The following is a 15,931-nucleotide window of genomic DNA, read 5'->3' as shown; positions in this document are numbered from 1 at the left end:
GCGCTTGGAGGTCTCCTGGATCTGCTCGCGGATGTCGTTCATGCCGGTGATGGCGTTCTGCACCGCCTGCTGACCCTGCTCGGCGGCGGACAGCGAAGCGCGCGCGACGTTGGCCGACTCGGCCGCGCCGCGCGATACCTGCGTGATGCGGTCGGCCATCTCCACCACCGATTCGCCGGTCTGGCGGATCTGGCGCGACTGCTCTTCGGTGGTCGACACCAGCTGGGTCGAGGTGGCCTGCACCTGCCCCGATGCCTGCGTCACCTCGCCGGCGGTCTGCTGCACCCGGCCGACCAGCTCGCGCAGTTCTTCCACGGTGTAGTTGACCGAGTCGGCGATGGCGCCGGTGATGTCCTCGGTCACCGTGGCCTGGCGCGTCAGGTCGCCGTCGGCGATGTCCTGCAGCTCGTTCATCAGCTGCAGAATGGCCTTCTGGGTGTTGTCGTTGTTGCGCTTTTCATCGAGGCGGCGCGCTTCGGCCTCGCGTTCGCGCGCCTCGGCTTCGAGCGCGCGCATGCGCGAATCGCGCAGGTACAGCGCGGCCAGGCCGACCAGGCACAGCAGCGTCAGCAGCGCGGACACCACGGTTGCGCCCAGCGTCACCGGACGCACGCGCGCCGACTCGGCATAGGCGCGCTGCAAGGCCGACAGCTCGCCGCGCAGCGCCTCGTTGTCGTTGAAGATCTGCTGCTGCGCGCGCTTGGCGGCGATCAGGCCGGGCAGGTTTTGCAGGATGGTCTGGGTGGTCTTCTGCACCGCGTCGAAACGCTGCGACAGCTGCTTCAGGTAGCCGCGCGTCTCTTCGTCGGTGGCCGCGGCGAGGCGCAGCGCTTCGCTGCCGTTCATCAGGCCGTCGAGCGTCTCGCGGAAGGTGTTGGTGTCCTTGCCGAGCAGGAACGCGGTCTCCGGGTTGACGCCCTCGCCGGCCAGGAACTCGTTCAGGTTCTTGCCCAGGCGCTGCGTCAGCATCACCAGCTGCGCGGACGCCGCCACCTCGCGCGCATTGGCGCCGGACTGCAGCTTGATGGCGGCCACCTGCTCGGCGGCTTCCAGCAGTTCGGGGTTCGAGGCGTTGAAGACCTGCAGGGTCTGGCCGATGGTGGTCAGCACCGGCTGCTGGGCCAGCACGTCGGCCGCGCTCTTCTCGGAGCGCTTCCACGACGTCATGGCGGCCTCCAGCAGCGGCGCGGCATTGCCCGTGGTGGCGCGCACGCGTTTCTCGTCGCTGCCGTCCTGCAGCGCCTTCAGGTCCTTTGCCAACGTCTCCTTGGATTCGCGCAGCTGCGTGAAGGCCTGCGCATTGCCCAGCAGCGCCACCGGCACCGCCTTGCCCAGGCGCTGCGAGTGCATCAGCATGTCGCCGGCGATCTCGATCTGCGCCGCGCCGTTGTTGGCGATGCGGTTATCCAGGTACACCGAGCCCAGCAGCGCCACCAGCGACACCACCACGCCCACCGTCAGCACCCGCTGCTGCGACGAGAACGGCATGCGGCCCAGCCAGGCCGACACCTGCTCCACCGGCGTGGCGCCAAGCCCGGCGGGCGCGGGGGGTTCGGCAGGCGCGGCAGGCGAGGCTTCCCGGCCGCCGGCATAGGCCATTTCCGGCCCGCCAAGGGCGGCCGCAGCGGCGGCGTCGGCTGCCGGCGTACGCCGGCCCAGGCTGAATTTCTTGAAACCCATGGCACCCTCTTCCGTGTTATTCGTTGTTATGCCCGGCGGCTCGTGCCGGGTGCGCCAGCCTGGGGCCAGCGCGTGTTTTTTTGCCCGCTCTCGGCGTGGCGCCTGCGCGCGCCGGCTTCAGGCCGCGCTGCGGCCCACCTGCAGGAACGCCGGCGCGTCCAGCAGCGCGCGCACGTTGAGCACCTGCCAGTCGCGCCCATCGCGGTCCGCGAAGCGCTGGCCCTCCCAGGCCGGCGCCTCATCGTGTCCTTGCGCCGCCTCCCCGTGCGGCAGGCCCAGGTCCGCGGCATGGCGCAAACCCGCCACGCGCGTGGCCAGGATCGCGCAGGCGCGCTCCACCTGGCGCGACAGCACCACCAGCTTGCTGCCGGGCGGCACCGGCGTCGGCGCGCCGCCGCAGAACAGGCTGAAATCGATCACGCCGAGCAGGCTGCCGCGTGCATTGACCAGGCCGCTGTACCACGGCTGCGTCAGCGGCACGGGGCTGGGCTGGCGCATGTCAAGCACCTCGCCAGTCTCGGCCAGCGGCAGCAGCCAGTGGCGCGTGCCGATCTGCAGCGCCAGGTAGCTGTCTGCGGCGGGCAGGCTGCGCGCCTCGCGCAGGCGCCGCGCCAGCATGGCCTGGTAGTCCTGCAGGCGGGTGTGGCGGGCGCGTAGGTCTTGGCGTGGCGCGTTCATGTGGCGGTCCCCGGTACTGGTGGTGGCATCCCGTACGGCCGGCGCTGGCGGCTCAGTGCGCCAGCGCGGCGATCTTGCCCAGCAGTTCCTCGCCGTCGACCGGCTTGACGATGTAGTCCGACGCCCCCTGGCGCATGCCCCAGATGCGGTCGGTGTCCAGTCCCTTGCTGGTGCACATGATCACGGGGATGTCCTTGAAGCGGTCGTCGCGCTTGATCGCGCGGGTGGCCTGGTAGCCGTTCTGGCCGGGCATCACCACGTCCATGAGGATCAGGTCGAAGCTTTCCGATTCCAGGCGCGCAAAGGCCTGGTCGCTGTTGCCGGCGACCGAGACCTTGAAGCCGCGCTTGCCGAGCAGGTCGGACATGAACAGCGCTTCGGTCGGGGAATCGTCGACGATCAGGATCTTGTTGATGGCAGTCATGAGGTTTCCTTCGGTTCGTTCATGCCGGCAAAGCCCGTTCCGCTCCGTCAGCGTGGACCGGCAGGCAGGCCTGCACGGCCTGCAGCAGCGCTTCGCGGGTGAACGGCTTGGCCAGATGGTCATGCGCCCCCACCAGCCGGCCGCGCGAGCGGTCGAACACGCCGTCGCGCGAGGACAGCATGATCACGGGGATGGTGTGGAAGCGCGGGCTTTTCTTGATCAGGGAGCAGGTCTGATAGCCGTCCAGCCGGGGCATCAGGATGTCGCAGAAGACCAGGTCCGGATGCAACTCGCCGACCTTGGCCAGCGCCTCGAAGCCGTCCTCGGCCAGCATTACCTGGTATCCCGCCTGCGACAGGAAGATCTCCGCGGTACGGCGGATAGTGCTGGAATCGTCGATGACCAGCACCTTGCGGCGCGCGTGCGCCTGGGTGTCCGGCATTGGTGCGCCAGGCGCCGCAACGCTGGCGCCGGCGGCATTGACCCGCTGGTTTTCTTCTGTTTGAGCGACCCGCATGTTGTTCCCGCGACCGGCCACGCCATGCGGCGCGCCGGCAAGCACCAGAGAACACCCGTGCGGAGCAGCGCGACCCATGCGCGCCCCGACGGACCCCCGAAAATAATGCTGCTTCCCTTCAAGGCCGGGCCCAGACCCGGCAGTGGCGGTGCGTGGAACCCGCACCTGCCTGCCGTCTTCCCTACCAATGGTGGATGGACGGCCACATAATTTGCAACAGAGTGTGACAAGACGCCGGTGGGCCGTCAATCCGGGGCGGCGGGCCCTTGCCGGCGTTCTGTCGTATCGGCGCGACGCGCGCTGCCAGTCTGGCGGCTTTCTATGAAGCTTCGATGGCGCGCAAGCTGGCGTCGGGCCGGACGGCGGCCAGCGTCAGATGGCCACCATCTCAAAATCTTCCTTGCGCGCGCCGCATTCCGGGCAGGTCCAGTTGATGGGCACGTCTTCCCACCGGGTCCCCGGGGCGATGCCGTCTTCCGGCGCGCCTGCGGCTTCATCGTAGATCCAGCCACAGATCAGGCACATCCAAGTCTTGTATTCCATAACAGGCTCTGGCCACTCTCCATTAAAATCCAGCGCAGATGGTACCGAAACCGTGCCGCCCGCGCCAGCCGGCGACCGCCAGAATCGTGCCAGTTCCGCCGTGTTCGCGCATGTTAGCGCCGGATTGGCAGTCAATTGCCGTGAAATTCCACGGCATTGGCTGCATGTCGACGAGACGCCGGCCGCGCCGCCACGTTCCCAGCAGTCCTTGATTCCACTCAACGCCATGTCCCGTAACCAGCAGCTCTTCGACCGCGCCCAGCAGACCATTCCCGGCGGCGTCAACTCCCCCGTGCGCGCCTTCCGCTCGGTGGGCGGCACGCCGCGCTTCATCACGCGCGCCGAGGGAGCCTATATGTGGGATGCCGACGGCCAGCGCTATATCGACTACATCGGCTCCTGGGGCCCGATGATCGTCGGCCACGCCCACCCCGAGGTGGTGCGCGCGGTACAGGAGACCTGTGCCCAGAGCTTTTCGTTCGGCGCGCCCACCGAGGGCGAGATCGTCATGGCCGAAGAAATCTGCAAGCTGGTGCCGTCGATCGAGCAGGTGCGGCTGGTGTCTTCCGGCACCGAGGCCACCATGAGCGCGCTGCGGCTGGCGCGTGGCTTTACCGGCCGCGACCTGATCATCAAGTTCGAGGGCTGCTACCACGGCCATGCCGACAGCCTGCTGGTCAAGGCCGGCTCGGGCCTGCTGACCTTCGCCGACACCACGCAGAACGCGCCCTCCTCGGCCGGCGTGCCCGCCGACGTCACGCGCCACACCATGGTGCTGGAGTACAACAACGTCGAGCAGCTGGAGCAGGCCTTCACCAGGCACGCCGGCGAGATCGCCGCGGTGATCGTCGAGCCGGTGGCCGGCAACATGAACCTGGTGCGCGCCAGCGACGCCTTCCTGAAGGCCATGCGCGAACTGTGCAGCCGCGACGGCGCGGTGCTGATCTTCGATGAAGTGATGACCGGCTTCCGCGTGGCGCTGGGCGGCGCCCAGGCCCACTACGGCATCCGCCCGGACATGACCTGCCTGGGCAAGGTCATCGGCGGCGGCATGCCGGCGGCGGCCTTCGGCGGGCGGCGCGACATCATGGCCAAGCTGGCGCCGCTGGGCGGCGTCTACCAGGCCGGCACACTGTCGGGCAATCCGCTGGCGGTGGCCGCCGGCCTGACCACGCTCAAGCTGATCCAGGCGCCCGGCTTCTATGACAAGCTGGCCGCGCAGACCCGCAAGCTGGCCGACGGCCTGGCCGACGCCGCGCGGGCGGCCGGCGTGCCGTTTGCCGCCGACGCCATCGGCGGCATGTTCGGCCTGTACTTCCGCGAAGGCGTGCCCGGCAGCTTCGCCGAGGTGACCAAGAGCGACACCGCGCGCTTCAATCGCTTCTTCCATGCCATGCTGGATAACGGCGTCTACCTGGCGCCGTCGGCGTTCGAGGCCGGCTTTGTCTCGGCGCAGCACGACGACGCCATCCTGGACGCCACCTTCGACGCCGCGCGCAAGGCCTTCGCAGCGGGCTGAGGGCCGCGCCGGGCAGTCACCTGCGCGGCTGCCTGCCCGTCGCCTGGCTGATGGGCGGTGCGCTACACTTGGCATTCGCTGATCCACGCCCACCATGCCTAACCTGCGGAGTCTCACGATGCGCGCCTCTTCCTCCCTGTCTTCGTCGATGCGCTCGCCGCTGTCTGTGCTGCGCTGGCTGCTGCTGGCGGCCATGGCCAGCCTGCTGACCGCCTGCGGCTACAACGACTTCCAGACCAAGGACGAGGCGGTCAAGGCGGCCTGGGGCGAGGTCATCAACCAGTACCAGCGCCGCGCCGACCTGATTCCCAACCTGGTCAACACCGTCAAGGGCTACGCCACGCACGAGCGCGAGACGCTCGAAGCGGTGACCAAGGCGCGCGCCGCCGCCACCAGCATCCAGGTCTCGCCCGAGACCCTGAACGACCCGGAAGCGTTCAAGCGCTTCCAGCAGGCGCAGGGCGAACTGTCCAGCGCGCTGTCGCGCCTGCTGGCGGTGTCCGAGAACTACCCGCAACTGAAGGCCGACGCCTCCTTCCGCGACCTGCAGTCGCAGCTGGAAGGCACCGAGAACCGCATCACCGTGGCGCGCCAGCGCTATATCGCCGCGGTGCAGGACTTCAACGTCCTGGCGCGCAGCTTCCCCACCAACCTGACCGCGATGATCTTCAAGTACCCGGTCAAGCCGTCGTTCACGGTGGACAACGAGAAGGCCATCTCGACGCCCCCGGCGGTCAAGTTCTGAGGCAGCGGCCATGGGCCTGACCATCGGCCGCTGGCAGCAGGCGTCTTTCTGGCGCACCGGCCTGGCCGCGCTGCTGCTGTGGATGGCGGCATGGCTGTGCACGCCGGCGCTGGCGGCCGATGGCTTCGTCCCGGTGCCGCCGCTGACCCAGCGCGTCACCGACCTGACCGGCACGCTGAGCTCGCAGCAGCGCACCGCGCTGGAAAACGTGCTCGCCGAATACGAACAGCAGCGCGGCAGCCAGATCTTCGTGCTGATGGTGCCGACCACCGAGCCCGAGCCCATCGACGCCTACAGCATCCGCGTGGCCGACGCCTGGCGCGCCGGGCGCAAGGGCATCGACGACGGCGTGATCGTGCTGATCGCCAAGAACAATCCGGCGGGGCTGCGCAAGATGCGGCTCGAGGTCGGCCGCGGCGTGCAGGGCTCGCTGACCGATGCCATGTCCAAGCGCATCCTGCAGGACGTGATGGCGCCGCACTTCCGCCAGAACGATTTCTATGGCGGGCTGGCGGCCGGCATCTCCGCCATCCAGGCCACCATCGACAAGGAAGGCCTGGCCGGACCGCAGCCGCGCAAGGCGCAACAATCCTCCGCGCTGGAGGACTGGCTGCCGGTGCTGTTCCCGCTGGCGATCATCCTGCTTTTCTTTATCGGCGCGATGCGGCGCTCGCGCGGGCCGCAGATCGTCACCACCCGGCGCGGCCGTGACGTGATCGCCGGCGGCCTGGGGGGATTGGGCGGCTATGGCATGGGTCAGGACTGGGGACGGCGCGGCGGCGGCTTCGGAGGAGGTTTCGGAGGCGGCGGCGGTGGCGGCTTCAGCGGCGGAGGCGGCGGCGGCTTCGATGGCGGCGGCGCGTCCGGCAACTGGTGACACAAGGAGCGACGACCATGCCCCATCTCCGACGTGCCCTGCATCATCTCGCCACCACCGCCGGCACCGCGCGCAAGCACTTCCCGGCCGAGGCCCAGCAGCAGCTCCATGCGGCCGTGCATGCCGGCGAGTCGCGCCATCGCGGCGAAGTCCGCGTGGTCATCGAAGCCAGCCTGCCGCTGGGCCACGCCTGGGCCGGCGTGACCCCACGCGAGCGCGCCCGCTTCCTGTTCGGCGCGCTGGAAGTCTGGAACACCGCCGACCATACCGGCGTGCTGCTCTATATCAACCTGGCCGACCACGCCGTCGAGCTGCTGGCCGATCGCGGCATCGACGCCAGCGTGGGGCCGGCGATCTGGCGCGAACTGTGCGATGAACTTGCGCATGGGCTGAAGCAGGACCTGTCGGTGGCGCCGGTGCTGGTCACGGTGGCGCGCATCCATGAGCTGCTGGCCACCCACTTCCCGTCCGACGGCGGGCACAACCCCAATGAGCTGGATGACCGGCCGATCCTGATCTAGGGACTAGCGGGCGGGCGCGCGCCGCGCGCCCATCAGGTACCACACCGCCGCCAGCACCTGCAGCACCACCAGCCCGCCCCACGCCGTCATGTGCGCCGCCTTCGGGTAATGGCCGCCGCTGGACGGCCACAGGTCGAGCACGAACCCTACCCCGACCTGGCATGCAAAGGTCGCCAGGAACACCGTCAGCGTCAGCGCCGTGGTGGCACGTCCGATCAGCGCGTCGGGGAAGCTGCGGGCCAGCACCGCATAGGTCAGGATGCCGCTGGAGCCGAACACGCCGTAGGCCGCCCACAGCAGCACCGGCGGCAGCGGCACCTGTGCCATCAGCAGCGCCTGCACCACGATAAATCCGGTCATGCCGATACCGGCAAAGGCATAGAGACTGACGCCGATGCGCTCCAGGTGGCGCGCCGCCCAGCCCGAGCCGACGCAGCCCGCCATCATCGCGAAGCCGATCACCGAAACCAGCCGCGCACTGGTGGCCGGATCGAAGCCCGGCACATCGCGCAGGAAGGCACCGACCCACAGGGTCTGCACCGCCAGGAATACACCCTGGTTCAGCAGCGTCAGCGGCACCACGCGCCAGAAACGCTCGCTGGCCAGGATCTGGCGCGTGCCGCGCAGTTGCTCGCGCAGGCTTTCCTTGCCGGCGCGCGGCTTGTCGGGCACGCTGAACCACAGCAGCGCCGCCATCGCCAGCGACACACCCGCCAGCCCGGCGCTGACCATGCGCCAGTCCGTCAGCGACAGCAGCCACGACAGCGGGGTGCCGACCAGCACCGCGCCGAACCCGCCGATTGCCATCACCACGCCGTTGAGCAACGGCATGCGCGACAGCGGGAACCACATCGACAGCGCCTGGATGGCGGCGCCCAGGCACACCGATACCCCCACGCCAATCAGCAGCCGGCCGGCGGCCAGACCCGCCATGCCCGGCGCCAGCGCGAACACCAGCGAGCCGGCAACGGCCACCAGCAGCATCGCCGCCTCGGTGCGACGCGGGCCGTAGCGGTCCAGCAGGATGCCGGCGGGCAGTTGGGCGCAGGCAAAGCCGAGGAAATAGAAGCTGGTGAGCAGGCCGAGGTCGCCGGCGTTGAGCCCCAGCTCGCGCGTCAGATGCGGCGCGAAGCCCAGGTTGACACCGCGGAACACGTAGGACACCAGGAAGCCCAGCGAGAACACGGCCAGCACGCGCCAGCGGACACCGGCTTGTTGCGTCGGCGCGGGGGCGGAAGACAAAGCGGGAGTAGTGGTAGTCGTCATGGCCTGCATTGTCGTCCCCATTCCGGTGCAAGGCCAACGAAACATAGCCGCGGCAATTGTGAGTAGAATTTGACGGCCATGGCCAAATCCCCCGGCAAACCCGCCGATCGCCCCGTCCACCTGCCGCCGCTGCAAGCGCTGCGCGCGCTGGAGGCCGCCACGCGCCACCGCAGCTTCTCGCGCGCGGCCGAAGAGCTGGCGCTTACGCACAGCGCCATCAGCCACCATATCCGCGGGCTGGAAGCCAACCTGGGTACCAAGCTGTTCCAGCGCACCGGCAGCCAGATGACGCCGACCAGCGCGGGCGCGCGGCTGGCCGAACAGGTGCGCGCCGCGCTCGACAGCATCGAGAGCGCGCTGCGCGAGGCCGGCAACAGCGCCGCCGCGCCGCCGGTGGTGCGGCTGCAGGTCAGCGTGATGGAGGACCTGGCCAATGCCTGGCTGATCCGGCGCCTGCCCAGCCTGCACGCGCAGGTGCCGTCGCTGGACCTGCATTTGCGGCTGCACGCCGAGATCAGCCCGCCCGACCCGTACAGCGTCGACGTCGGCATCTGGCACCAGCGCGTGGACCTGCCCGGCTTCGAGTGCCACAACCTGATCGAGGACCACGTCATCGCCGTGGCCAGCCCGGCGCTGCTGGCGCGCTATCCCGGCTTCACGCTGGCCGACGTGCCTCGGCTGCCGATGCTGCGCTTTGCGCTGCGCCCGTGGCGCGACTGGCTGGAAGCGGCCGGGCTGCCGGGCGACGAGCCCGAGCGCGGCCCGATCTTCCAGGATGCGGGACTGATGCTGCAGTCGGCAGTGGCCGGCCTGGGCCTTGCCACTGCACGCGCGCAACTGGCGCACGACTACCTGTCCAGCGGCCAGCTGGTGCAGATCGGCTCGACCCGGATCCCCTCCAGCCTGCACTACTGGGTCACCTGGCGCGAAGGCAACCCGAGGGAAAAGGCGATCCATGCCTTCCACGCCTGGCTGCAGGAGCAGGCGCGCGGCGAGGCCACGCAAACGCATACCACCGTCGGCGGGCAACACGAGCAGTTTCATTCATGAAATTGTTTCGTACGCCGATGTTGGCAATACGAATCATTTTCGATAACCCCAGGCATTTCAACGGCTGGCCGGCAATCGCAGCGCCTGCGCGGTGTCAGTGAAAGCGTCCTTCGACCGGGGCCGGGAACGGCCCGAGTTTCACCGATGCAACCATTTTGCTGGCCATGCCAGCGCGCATGGATTTCCCGCGCCACCCATCCAAAAAGATGAGGTCTGGCTGGCAACGTCATGCGCGAAACCGTGCAAATGCCTGTCAACGGCCGTTGCAAAAGCCTTCCGGCGTGGGTAAGCCCGGCCGCAAAGCGCTAAAAGGCTGAGACTGCCCATGTCCAGGAGCCTGCGCAACCTGCAAAAGGTCCAGGCCGGTGTAAAGGAAATGCAACTCCTGCGAACGGGCTTCCGCGTGCAGCATCGGAGCCATGGCGCCCGAGCGTTTGAATTAGCGCCTCCCCTCTTTCGGATGGCTGCGGATGCATCAAGGTAGGCCATTCGTCACACCAGTTCATAAAAATGTGCTGTATCCATGGCATAACTCTTTACACGCATGTTGCGATGCAGCATGAAACTGGCCTGCGATGTATCAGATTCGGAACGTTTTTACACAGCCCAATGGCAACCAGCTCACTGGTTTTTTGCGATTTTCTTTTCAAATCAAAGCCTTGTGTCGCACTGGCACGTTCATCGCACTTATGTCCCCGCGAACAGAAGCCCGACACAGGGGAAGTCTGAAACGGAAACGGCAAACATACTGGCACGCGTTCGCCGAAGCTCAGTTTCAGAACGACTCCCGCATCCCAGGGTGGGTGTCGGGCTGGTGCTGTAAGCGTTGGGCCACGCGGCAGTAACTGGTCCGCACCGGCGCCCGCTGTTGCCTGATGGTGCAGCGATTGCCGACAAGATTAGAGGAGGTCTTTCAGGACACGGGCCGTGCGCTTGCGCGCGGCCCGTGGAACCTGGAAAGACCCCGCCAGCCCGGATCACCGGGCGGCAAAGGGGAACGCGGATGTGCCGGCTTGCCGGCGCGTCTGGATAAATGGGGTGCTGAGCGGCCTGCCATGCGGGCGCGGCGAGACGCCGCTGCCGTGACCGATGCCATCGACATCGGCGCGGCAGCGGCGAACCACGCGGCGCAACGGCGGGACGGCAAGAACAGAATTCGGGGAAGACGCCGGCGCGACGCATCCATGATGCATCGACGGCGCGGGCCTCAGGGCCACCGAATCCGGTGCGTGGCAACCGCCGCGGCCGGCTTCGACAGATAAGAAGAAATCCGGGGAAATCACATGAGCGCGTATGCCAACCGCCCGCTGCTGTACCTGTCGCAGCATCACGACGCCATGCTGTGCAGGGTCCTGTCGCAACGGGGCTGGAAGCTCAATTTCGCGTCGAGCCTGCAGGAACTGCTCGCGCTCGCCCACAGCGCCCAGCCAGCCGCCGCGCTGCTCGACGTGCACAGCGGCTTCAGCGATGCCGAGCTGGAATCGTTCGAACCCTGGCTGGCCCAGCCGCAATTCGGCTGGATCGGCATCGTCGCCAGCCGCGAGGCGCTGAGCGAAGCGGCACGCCGCCTGCTCGGACTCTACTTCGTCGACTACTACACCTCCCCGTTCGAGTCCGCCGACCTGGCCCGCTCGCTCGGCCATGCGCAAGGCATGGCGCAGATGCGGCCCGCCGTGCAGCGCGCGGCGGCCAGCTCGCGCCCTGACGGCATGATCGGGACCTGCGCCGCCATGCAGACGCTGTTCCGCGGCATCGAGAAGGTCTCGCGCTGGGACACCCCGGTGCTGATCTCGGGCGAGTCCGGCACCGGCAAAGAGCTGGCCGCCCAGGCCATCCACCGTGCCAGCGAACGCGCGCAAAAGCCCTTCGTCGCCGTCAACTGCGCCGCCATCCCGCCCACGCTGCTGATGTCCGAACTGTTCGGCTACGAGCGCGGCGCCTTCACCGGCGCCACCAAGCGCAAGCCCGGCCGCATCGAGATGGCACAGGGTGGCACGCTGTTCCTCGATGAAATCGGCGACATGCCGCTGGAAAGCCAGACCAGCCTGCTGCGCTTCCTGGAGACCGGCCGCATCGAGCGCCTCGGCGGCACCGAATCGGTCGAGGTCGACGTACGCATCATCTCGGCAACCCACGTCGATCTCGACGCCGCCATCGCGGCCGAACGCTTCCGCGGCGACCTCTACCACCGCCTGTGCGTGCTGCGCGTGCGCCAGCCGCCGCTGCGCGAACGCGGCAGCGACATCATGCTGATCGCCGAGCACGTGCTCGACAGCGTGCGCAAGCAGTCGCCGGCCCGCATCCGCGGCTTCTCGCCGACCGCGCTGCGCGCGATCCAGCAGCACAACTGGCCGGGCAACGTGCGCGAGCTGATCAACCGCATCCGCCATGCGGCGGCGATGTGCGAGGACGGCGTGATCCAGCCGGCGGACCTGGAGCTGGCAACGCCTGCGGAAGAACGGCCCAAGACGCTGGCGGCGATCCGTGAGGAAGCGGAGCAGCATGCGATTGTCGAGGCGCTGCAGCGTAACCATGAGCGGCTGATCGATGTCGCGGCGGAGCTGGGAATCTCGCGGGTGACGTTGTTCAGGCTGATGCGGGAATACAAGCTGCAGGTGAAGAAGGGGGGTATGGGGATGGTGTACGTGCAGGGAAGCTGAGAGGGAAACCGTCCAGGCTATCCGCATCATCAGCCTCTGCGCACACGCCCAACGCAATCCTCTCGACGTTGCTGGCGGGGTCGATCACGATCCCGCCAGCAATGTGCCATGCATGCTTTGCCAGATTGGCCGCTCGCACGCTTGCCTGCCGACATGGCCGCCCGCGACGCCGGGCGGCCGCACCCTGCGCAGGCGTCTGTCAGCTGCGCTTGCCGGCCACCAGTGAAATGATCTTGCCGTCCCCGCCTGCGCGACGCTGCGGACGGCGCGTATGGTAGCGGCGCTTGACCAGGTAAATCGGCCTGCCCTTTGATTCCTCGTAGATGCGCCCGATGTATTGGCCAACCAGGCCAATGCCAATCAGCTGCACGCCGCTGAAAAACAGCAGCAGCGCGATCACCGGCGCAACGCCGGGCACGTCCCCATCGCCCATTGCACTATATGCGGCGATGTACAGGCCGTAGCAGATCGAGACCAGCGCGATGCACGAGCCAAGGTACGTCCAGCCACGCAGCGGCACCGAACCAAAGCTGGCGATGTCGGCCAGCGTCGCCCTCCAGCGCCCGCTTCCCTGCTCGTTCGATAAGCCTGCACGGCACTGTTCACGCTGATACGGCACGATCACGGTATGGAAGCCTACCCAGGAGAACAGGCCCTTCATGAAGCGGTGCCTTTCGGGGAGCTGCTTGATGGCATTCACTACCGCACGATCCATCAGACGGAACTCACCGACATTGCTGGGAATATTCAGGTCTGACAGTGCGTTGTGCAAGCGGTCGCAAACGGCTCCGGCAAACCGCTTCAGGTACGAGCCATTGCCGAGCCCCGTGCATTGGGCAAGCACAACCTCCGCGCCTTGTCGCCAGCACTGGACCAGCGTTGGGATCAGTTCTGGCGGATCACGCAGGTCCGCATCGAACGGAATCACGGCGTCCCCGAGTGCCTCGTCCATGCCGGCAGTCAGGGCTGCCTCCTTGCCAAAGCAGCGCGTCAGCTCGATCACGCGGATCCTGCCATCACGGCGCGCTGCGTCGACCAGCCGGGGCAAGGTATCGTCCGTACTACCGTCGTTGATGCAGACGATCTCGAACTGCGTGGCGTGCACGGATTCCAGGATCGGCAGCACGCGCGCAAGGAAGCCCTCTACCGCAGCGCCGTTGTTCCGGAACGGCACCACCAATGAAAGGAGTTGGGTTTCATAGTTGGACATGACCTGGATCCTCCGATGCTCGCAACACCTGCATCAGGGGGCATGCGGCGTGTGCAACCACACACCGGCTGTCGATGCGACATCTTCCCCCGAGCTTTTTTAGTCTTGTGCATGCGCAACCCCGCTGTGCATAGCGGGCGCGCAGCCGTTCTTCCTGGCCCAGTTTTGTCGCACACCGAACGGAAAGCAAGGCGCGCGGCCATCGGCAACGCATGGATAGCCATGCCGGGCGGCGCTGTAGCGGGCAACGTTTCTGCCGTGAATCATGCGGCCTGCCTGGCCGGCAAGCCGCGTAAATACAGGGGTTGCAAGGGATCGAAGTGACATTGCGGGACATGCCGGGCGCGCCATGGAAGGCGTCGACGTTTCTATCCGGAAACGCTGGCCCGCGGGGCCGGCTGCCTCATCCATCAGGCGGCACTGTTCGCGCCGCAGTCGGCGAACACCACAATGCCCCAGCCAAGCGCCGTATATATCGCTCTCGTCCACTCCTGCCAAATCATGCTTTTGGTTGAAGTGCCTGCCTTGGATTGAGAGCCCGCTCTCGCCAGCGCGCCGCGCGACCTCATCCGTTAGTTGGCTCATCCGAAATGGCCTGCGCGGCTTGCGTTTCCCGCCGGCAACGAAGCGCGGTGAAAACAGCGCCTGCGGTGCCGATGGCCTGCCGCCCTATCACCCCTGCTTCCCGCAAAGCCTTATGGCACAAGGCTTTCGCGTTGGCTGGCCCGCCGCTTGCCTATGTCCTGGCACCGGCACCGCCACAAAGGCGAATGCCGAGATGCTGGAGCAACTGGCCGGCATCAGAACCAAAAAACGATACGGGGAAACTTGCCATGCCTGCCGCACGCCATTTCGCGCTGACGCACCGGAACGCTGGTCACGCCGCATCCGCCCGCATGGGCGGCAGCGTGCCGTTCCGTTGCATGACCCGCGCAGGCCAGGCGCACCACGTAGCGCGCTGCATGCACGCTTCGGCCGAACGCCGGCTCGAGGCGCGCAGCCCGCAGGGCATGTGCGGCGGTCCGGGCCGCTGGCCCTTCCATGCATGCGCCATCTGCGCGCCGCCGTGCTGCCGCATTTTCCGGCGCTAAGACCCGCGCCGGTTTAGCCCCATCGCAAACCTGAAGTTCTGCAGTGCTTGTTGTCACCAACCCGAGGAGTTAATCATGCAAAACCTGAGCACCATGATCAAGCGCTTTATTCGCGACGAAGAAGGCGTGACGGCCATCGAATACGGCCTGATTGCCGCGCTGATTGCGGTCGTCATCATCGCAGCCGTAAGGCTCATCGGCACGGAGTTGGATGAGACGTTCGACAAGGTCGGTACGGCGCTCAGTACCGCCAATGACGCCGCCACCCCGTGACCTGGATGCAATGGGTGCGCACAGCTTTCAGCCTCTGTAGAACTTCCACAGAGCGCATCCGCACAACAGTCCGCTACCAGTGACACCGGAGACGCCAATGTCAAAGCTCCTCGTCTTTTCAAAGGATCTGCTGCAAGACGACAAAGGCGTCTCCTCTATCGAATACGCGTTGCTCGGCATGCTGATTGCGGTGGCCATCATCGGCTCCGTCTACAAGGTCAGCGGCGCAGTGAAAGAAATGTACGCGCTGATCGCCGCCAGCATGCCCTGAGACATCCGCCCAGCACCTTCCTGACCACTCGCCCAACCCTCAAGCCGACACGCCATGCAAGCCGCCACCACTATCGCCTCCCTCGTAGGCCCCGCCACGATCGGCATCGTGCTGACCGCTGCGGCCATCGACCTGGATCGGCGCCGCATTCCCAACTGGCTGACGTTCGGTGCCTGGATCGCCGCGCTGCCAGTGCAGATGACCATTCATGGCATCACCGCCGGATCGCTGGCATGGCTGTATGGCTGGCTGGTGGGCCTCGCCCTGTTTCTCCCCTTCTACCTGCTGCGCGGCATGGCTGCCGGCGACGTCAAGCTGTTGGCAGCCGTCGGCGCCTGGCTTGGCGCGGCCATGGTTGTGAACGTTGCGCTGGCGACCTGCGTGATCGGTGGTGTGTGGGCGCTGGTGCAGCTTCTCGTAACCAGGCAGACGCTTGTGACCCTATCGCGAGTGCGCTACATGCTCAGCGTGGCGGTTCAACGCCGTGCGAGGCCGGTGCAGCCTGAAGGCGAGGCATCCGCAGGCTCCATACCCTACGGCGTCGCCATCGCCGCCGGCACGCTTGCCATGCTCTTTGCCGGCACCTGAGAACCAACACGACAGCGC

17 protein-coding genes are annotated in these 15,931 nt (G+C 67.2%); 10 read left to right on the top strand and 7 right to left on the bottom strand.

Going from position 1 to position 15,931, the window contains the following annotated elements; all coding sequences use genetic code 11:
• The 5 genes from ACIP1U_RS02225 to ACIP1U_RS02205 all read right to left on the bottom strand — a co-directional run.
• On the bottom strand, positions 1-1,680 hold a 1,680-nt coding region (locus ACIP1U_RS02225), incomplete at its 3' end, for a methyl-accepting chemotaxis protein (RefSeq protein WP_400311171.1).
• A 117-nt stretch (positions 1,681-1,797) separates the two neighbouring features.
• Positions 1,798-2,358, bottom strand: a complete 561-nt coding sequence (locus ACIP1U_RS02220; protein ID WP_400311168.1) for a chemotaxis protein CheW — start codon at positions 2,356-2,358, stop codon at positions 1,798-1,800.
• Between the two features lie 52 nt (positions 2,359-2,410).
• A complete protein-coding gene (locus ACIP1U_RS02215; RefSeq protein WP_029045760.1) occupies positions 2,411-2,782 on the bottom strand; it encodes a PleD family two-component system response regulator in 372 nt (123 codons plus the stop codon).
• 19 nt (positions 2,783-2,801) lie between these two features.
• Positions 2,802-3,299 carry a response regulator gene (locus ACIP1U_RS02210; RefSeq protein ID WP_400311165.1) on the bottom strand — a complete coding sequence of 166 codons (498 nt, stop codon included), beginning with the start codon at positions 3,297-3,299 and terminating at the stop codon, positions 2,802-2,804.
• A gap of 372 nt (positions 3,300-3,671) precedes the next feature.
• On the bottom strand, positions 3,672-3,842 hold the full coding sequence (locus tag ACIP1U_RS02205) for a rubredoxin (protein ID WP_010813017.1): 171 nt from the start codon (positions 3,840-3,842) through the stop codon (positions 3,672-3,674).
• 226 nt (positions 3,843-4,068) lie between these two features.
• Between ACIP1U_RS02205 and hemL the strand changes: the two genes are divergently transcribed.
• From hemL to ACIP1U_RS02185, 4 genes are all read left to right on the top strand, one after another.
• On the top strand, positions 4,069-5,361 hold the full coding sequence (hemL, locus tag ACIP1U_RS02200) for a glutamate-1-semialdehyde 2,1-aminomutase (RefSeq protein ID WP_400311161.1): 1,293 nt from the start codon (positions 4,069-4,071) through the stop codon (positions 5,359-5,361).
• Between the two features lie 118 nt (positions 5,362-5,479).
• Positions 5,480-6,106: a LemA family protein gene (locus ACIP1U_RS02195; protein ID WP_400311158.1), complete on the top strand. Its 627-nt coding sequence runs from the start codon at positions 5,480-5,482 to the stop codon at positions 6,104-6,106.
• A 10-nt stretch (positions 6,107-6,116) separates the two neighbouring features.
• Positions 6,117-6,983 (top strand): TPM domain-containing protein, encoded by an 867-nt coding sequence (locus ACIP1U_RS02190; RefSeq protein ID WP_400311155.1) that lies wholly within the window; start codon positions 6,117-6,119, stop codon positions 6,981-6,983.
• Between the two features lie 17 nt (positions 6,984-7,000).
• Positions 7,001-7,504 carry a TPM domain-containing protein gene (locus tag ACIP1U_RS02185; RefSeq protein ID WP_400311152.1) on the top strand — a complete coding sequence of 168 codons (504 nt, stop codon included), beginning with the start codon at positions 7,001-7,003 and terminating at the stop codon, positions 7,502-7,504.
• Positions 7,505-7,507: 3 nt separating this feature from the next.
• Here ACIP1U_RS02185 and ACIP1U_RS02180 read toward each other — a convergent pair whose 3' ends face one another.
• The gene (locus ACIP1U_RS02180) at positions 7,508-8,770 is read right to left on the bottom strand and encodes a nitrate/nitrite transporter (RefSeq protein WP_400311149.1); all 1,263 of its coding nucleotides are present in this window, start codon (positions 8,768-8,770) and stop codon (positions 7,508-7,510) included.
• Positions 8,771-8,848: 78 nt separating this feature from the next.
• On the opposite strand from ACIP1U_RS02180, the gene ACIP1U_RS02175 reads away from it, so the two are divergent.
• Both ACIP1U_RS02175 and ACIP1U_RS02170 read left to right on the top strand, forming a co-directional pair.
• Entirely contained in the window at positions 8,849-9,820 is a 972-nt protein-coding gene (locus ACIP1U_RS02175; RefSeq protein ID WP_400311146.1) for a LysR substrate-binding domain-containing protein, read from the top strand.
• A gap of 1,283 nt (positions 9,821-11,103) precedes the next feature.
• Positions 11,104-12,480, top strand: coding sequence for a sigma 54-interacting transcriptional regulator (locus ACIP1U_RS02170; RefSeq protein ID WP_400311143.1), 1,377 nt, complete (start codon positions 11,104-11,106; stop codon positions 12,478-12,480).
• A gap of 199 nt (positions 12,481-12,679) precedes the next feature.
• Here the strand turns inward: ACIP1U_RS02170 and ACIP1U_RS02165 are convergent, their stop codons facing one another.
• The gene (locus tag ACIP1U_RS02165; protein WP_400311140.1) at positions 12,680-13,690 is read right to left on the bottom strand and encodes a glycosyltransferase family 2 protein; all 1,011 of its coding nucleotides are present in this window, start codon (positions 13,688-13,690) and stop codon (positions 12,680-12,682) included.
• An 833-nt stretch (positions 13,691-14,523) separates the two neighbouring features.
• On the opposite strand from ACIP1U_RS02165, the gene ACIP1U_RS02160 reads away from it, so the two are divergent.
• The 4 genes from ACIP1U_RS02160 (at position 14,524) to ACIP1U_RS02145 (ending at position 15,913) form a co-directional block, all read left to right on the top strand.
• Positions 14,524-14,781 carry a hypothetical protein gene (locus tag ACIP1U_RS02160; protein WP_400311137.1) on the top strand — a complete coding sequence of 86 codons (258 nt, stop codon included), beginning with the start codon at positions 14,524-14,526 and terminating at the stop codon, positions 14,779-14,781.
• A gap of 75 nt (positions 14,782-14,856) precedes the next feature.
• Positions 14,857-15,054, top strand: a complete 198-nt coding sequence (locus ACIP1U_RS02155) for a Flp family type IVb pilin (protein ID WP_400311136.1) — start codon at positions 14,857-14,859, stop codon at positions 15,052-15,054.
• 97 nt (positions 15,055-15,151) lie between these two features.
• Positions 15,152-15,325, top strand: coding sequence for a Flp family type IVb pilin (locus tag ACIP1U_RS02150; protein WP_400311133.1), 174 nt, complete (start codon positions 15,152-15,154; stop codon positions 15,323-15,325).
• A gap of 54 nt (positions 15,326-15,379) precedes the next feature.
• Positions 15,380-15,913: a prepilin peptidase gene (locus ACIP1U_RS02145; RefSeq protein ID WP_400311130.1), complete on the top strand. Its 534-nt coding sequence runs from the start codon at positions 15,380-15,382 to the stop codon at positions 15,911-15,913.
• The last annotated feature ends 18 nt before the right edge of the window (positions 15,914-15,931 follow it).

The sequence above is a fragment of the Cupriavidus sp. NPDC089707 genome (assembly GCF_044748965.1).
Classification (GTDB): Bacteria; Pseudomonadota; Gammaproteobacteria; order Burkholderiales; family Burkholderiaceae; genus Cupriavidus.
This window is presented reverse-complemented; position numbering and strand designations above follow the sequence as displayed.

Excerpts from the sequence above, each read along its gene's own strand:
- ACIP1U_RS02190 (WP_400311155.1), top strand. The coding sequence starts at position 6,117 with ATGGGCCTGACCATCGGCCGCTGGCAGCAGGCGTCTTTCTGGCGCACC.
- ACIP1U_RS02180 (WP_400311149.1), bottom strand. The coding sequence starts at position 8,770 with ATGACGACTACCACTACTCCCGCTTTGTCTTCCGCCCCCGCGCCGACG.
- ACIP1U_RS02220 (WP_400311168.1), bottom strand. The coding sequence starts at position 2,358 with ATGAACGCGCCACGCCAAGACCTACGCGCCCGCCACACCCGCCTGCAG.
- ACIP1U_RS02165 (WP_400311140.1), bottom strand. The coding sequence starts at position 13,690 with ATGTCCAACTATGAAACCCAACTCCTTTCATTGGTGGTGCCGTTCCGG.
- ACIP1U_RS02175 (WP_400311146.1), top strand. The coding sequence starts at position 8,849 with ATGGCCAAATCCCCCGGCAAACCCGCCGATCGCCCCGTCCACCTGCCG.
- ACIP1U_RS02185 (WP_400311152.1), top strand. The coding sequence starts at position 7,001 with ATGCCCCATCTCCGACGTGCCCTGCATCATCTCGCCACCACCGCCGGC.
- ACIP1U_RS02195 (WP_400311158.1), top strand. The coding sequence starts at position 5,480 with ATGCGCGCCTCTTCCTCCCTGTCTTCGTCGATGCGCTCGCCGCTGTCT.
- ACIP1U_RS02205 (WP_010813017.1), bottom strand. The coding sequence starts at position 3,842 with ATGGAATACAAGACTTGGATGTGCCTGATCTGTGGCTGGATCTACGAT.
- ACIP1U_RS02160 (WP_400311137.1), top strand. The coding sequence starts at position 14,524 with ATGCCTGCCGCACGCCATTTCGCGCTGACGCACCGGAACGCTGGTCAC.
- ACIP1U_RS02150 (WP_400311133.1), top strand. The coding sequence starts at position 15,152 with ATGTCAAAGCTCCTCGTCTTTTCAAAGGATCTGCTGCAAGACGACAAA.
- ACIP1U_RS02155 (WP_400311136.1), top strand. The coding sequence starts at position 14,857 with ATGCAAAACCTGAGCACCATGATCAAGCGCTTTATTCGCGACGAAGAA.
- ACIP1U_RS02210 (WP_400311165.1), bottom strand. The coding sequence starts at position 3,299 with ATGCGGGTCGCTCAAACAGAAGAAAACCAGCGGGTCAATGCCGCCGGC.
- hemL (WP_400311161.1), top strand. The coding sequence starts at position 4,069 with ATGTCCCGTAACCAGCAGCTCTTCGACCGCGCCCAGCAGACCATTCCC.
- ACIP1U_RS02170 (WP_400311143.1), top strand. The coding sequence starts at position 11,104 with ATGAGCGCGTATGCCAACCGCCCGCTGCTGTACCTGTCGCAGCATCAC.
- ACIP1U_RS02215 (WP_029045760.1), bottom strand. The coding sequence starts at position 2,782 with ATGACTGCCATCAACAAGATCCTGATCGTCGACGATTCCCCGACCGAA.
- ACIP1U_RS02145 (WP_400311130.1), top strand. The coding sequence starts at position 15,380 with ATGCAAGCCGCCACCACTATCGCCTCCCTCGTAGGCCCCGCCACGATC.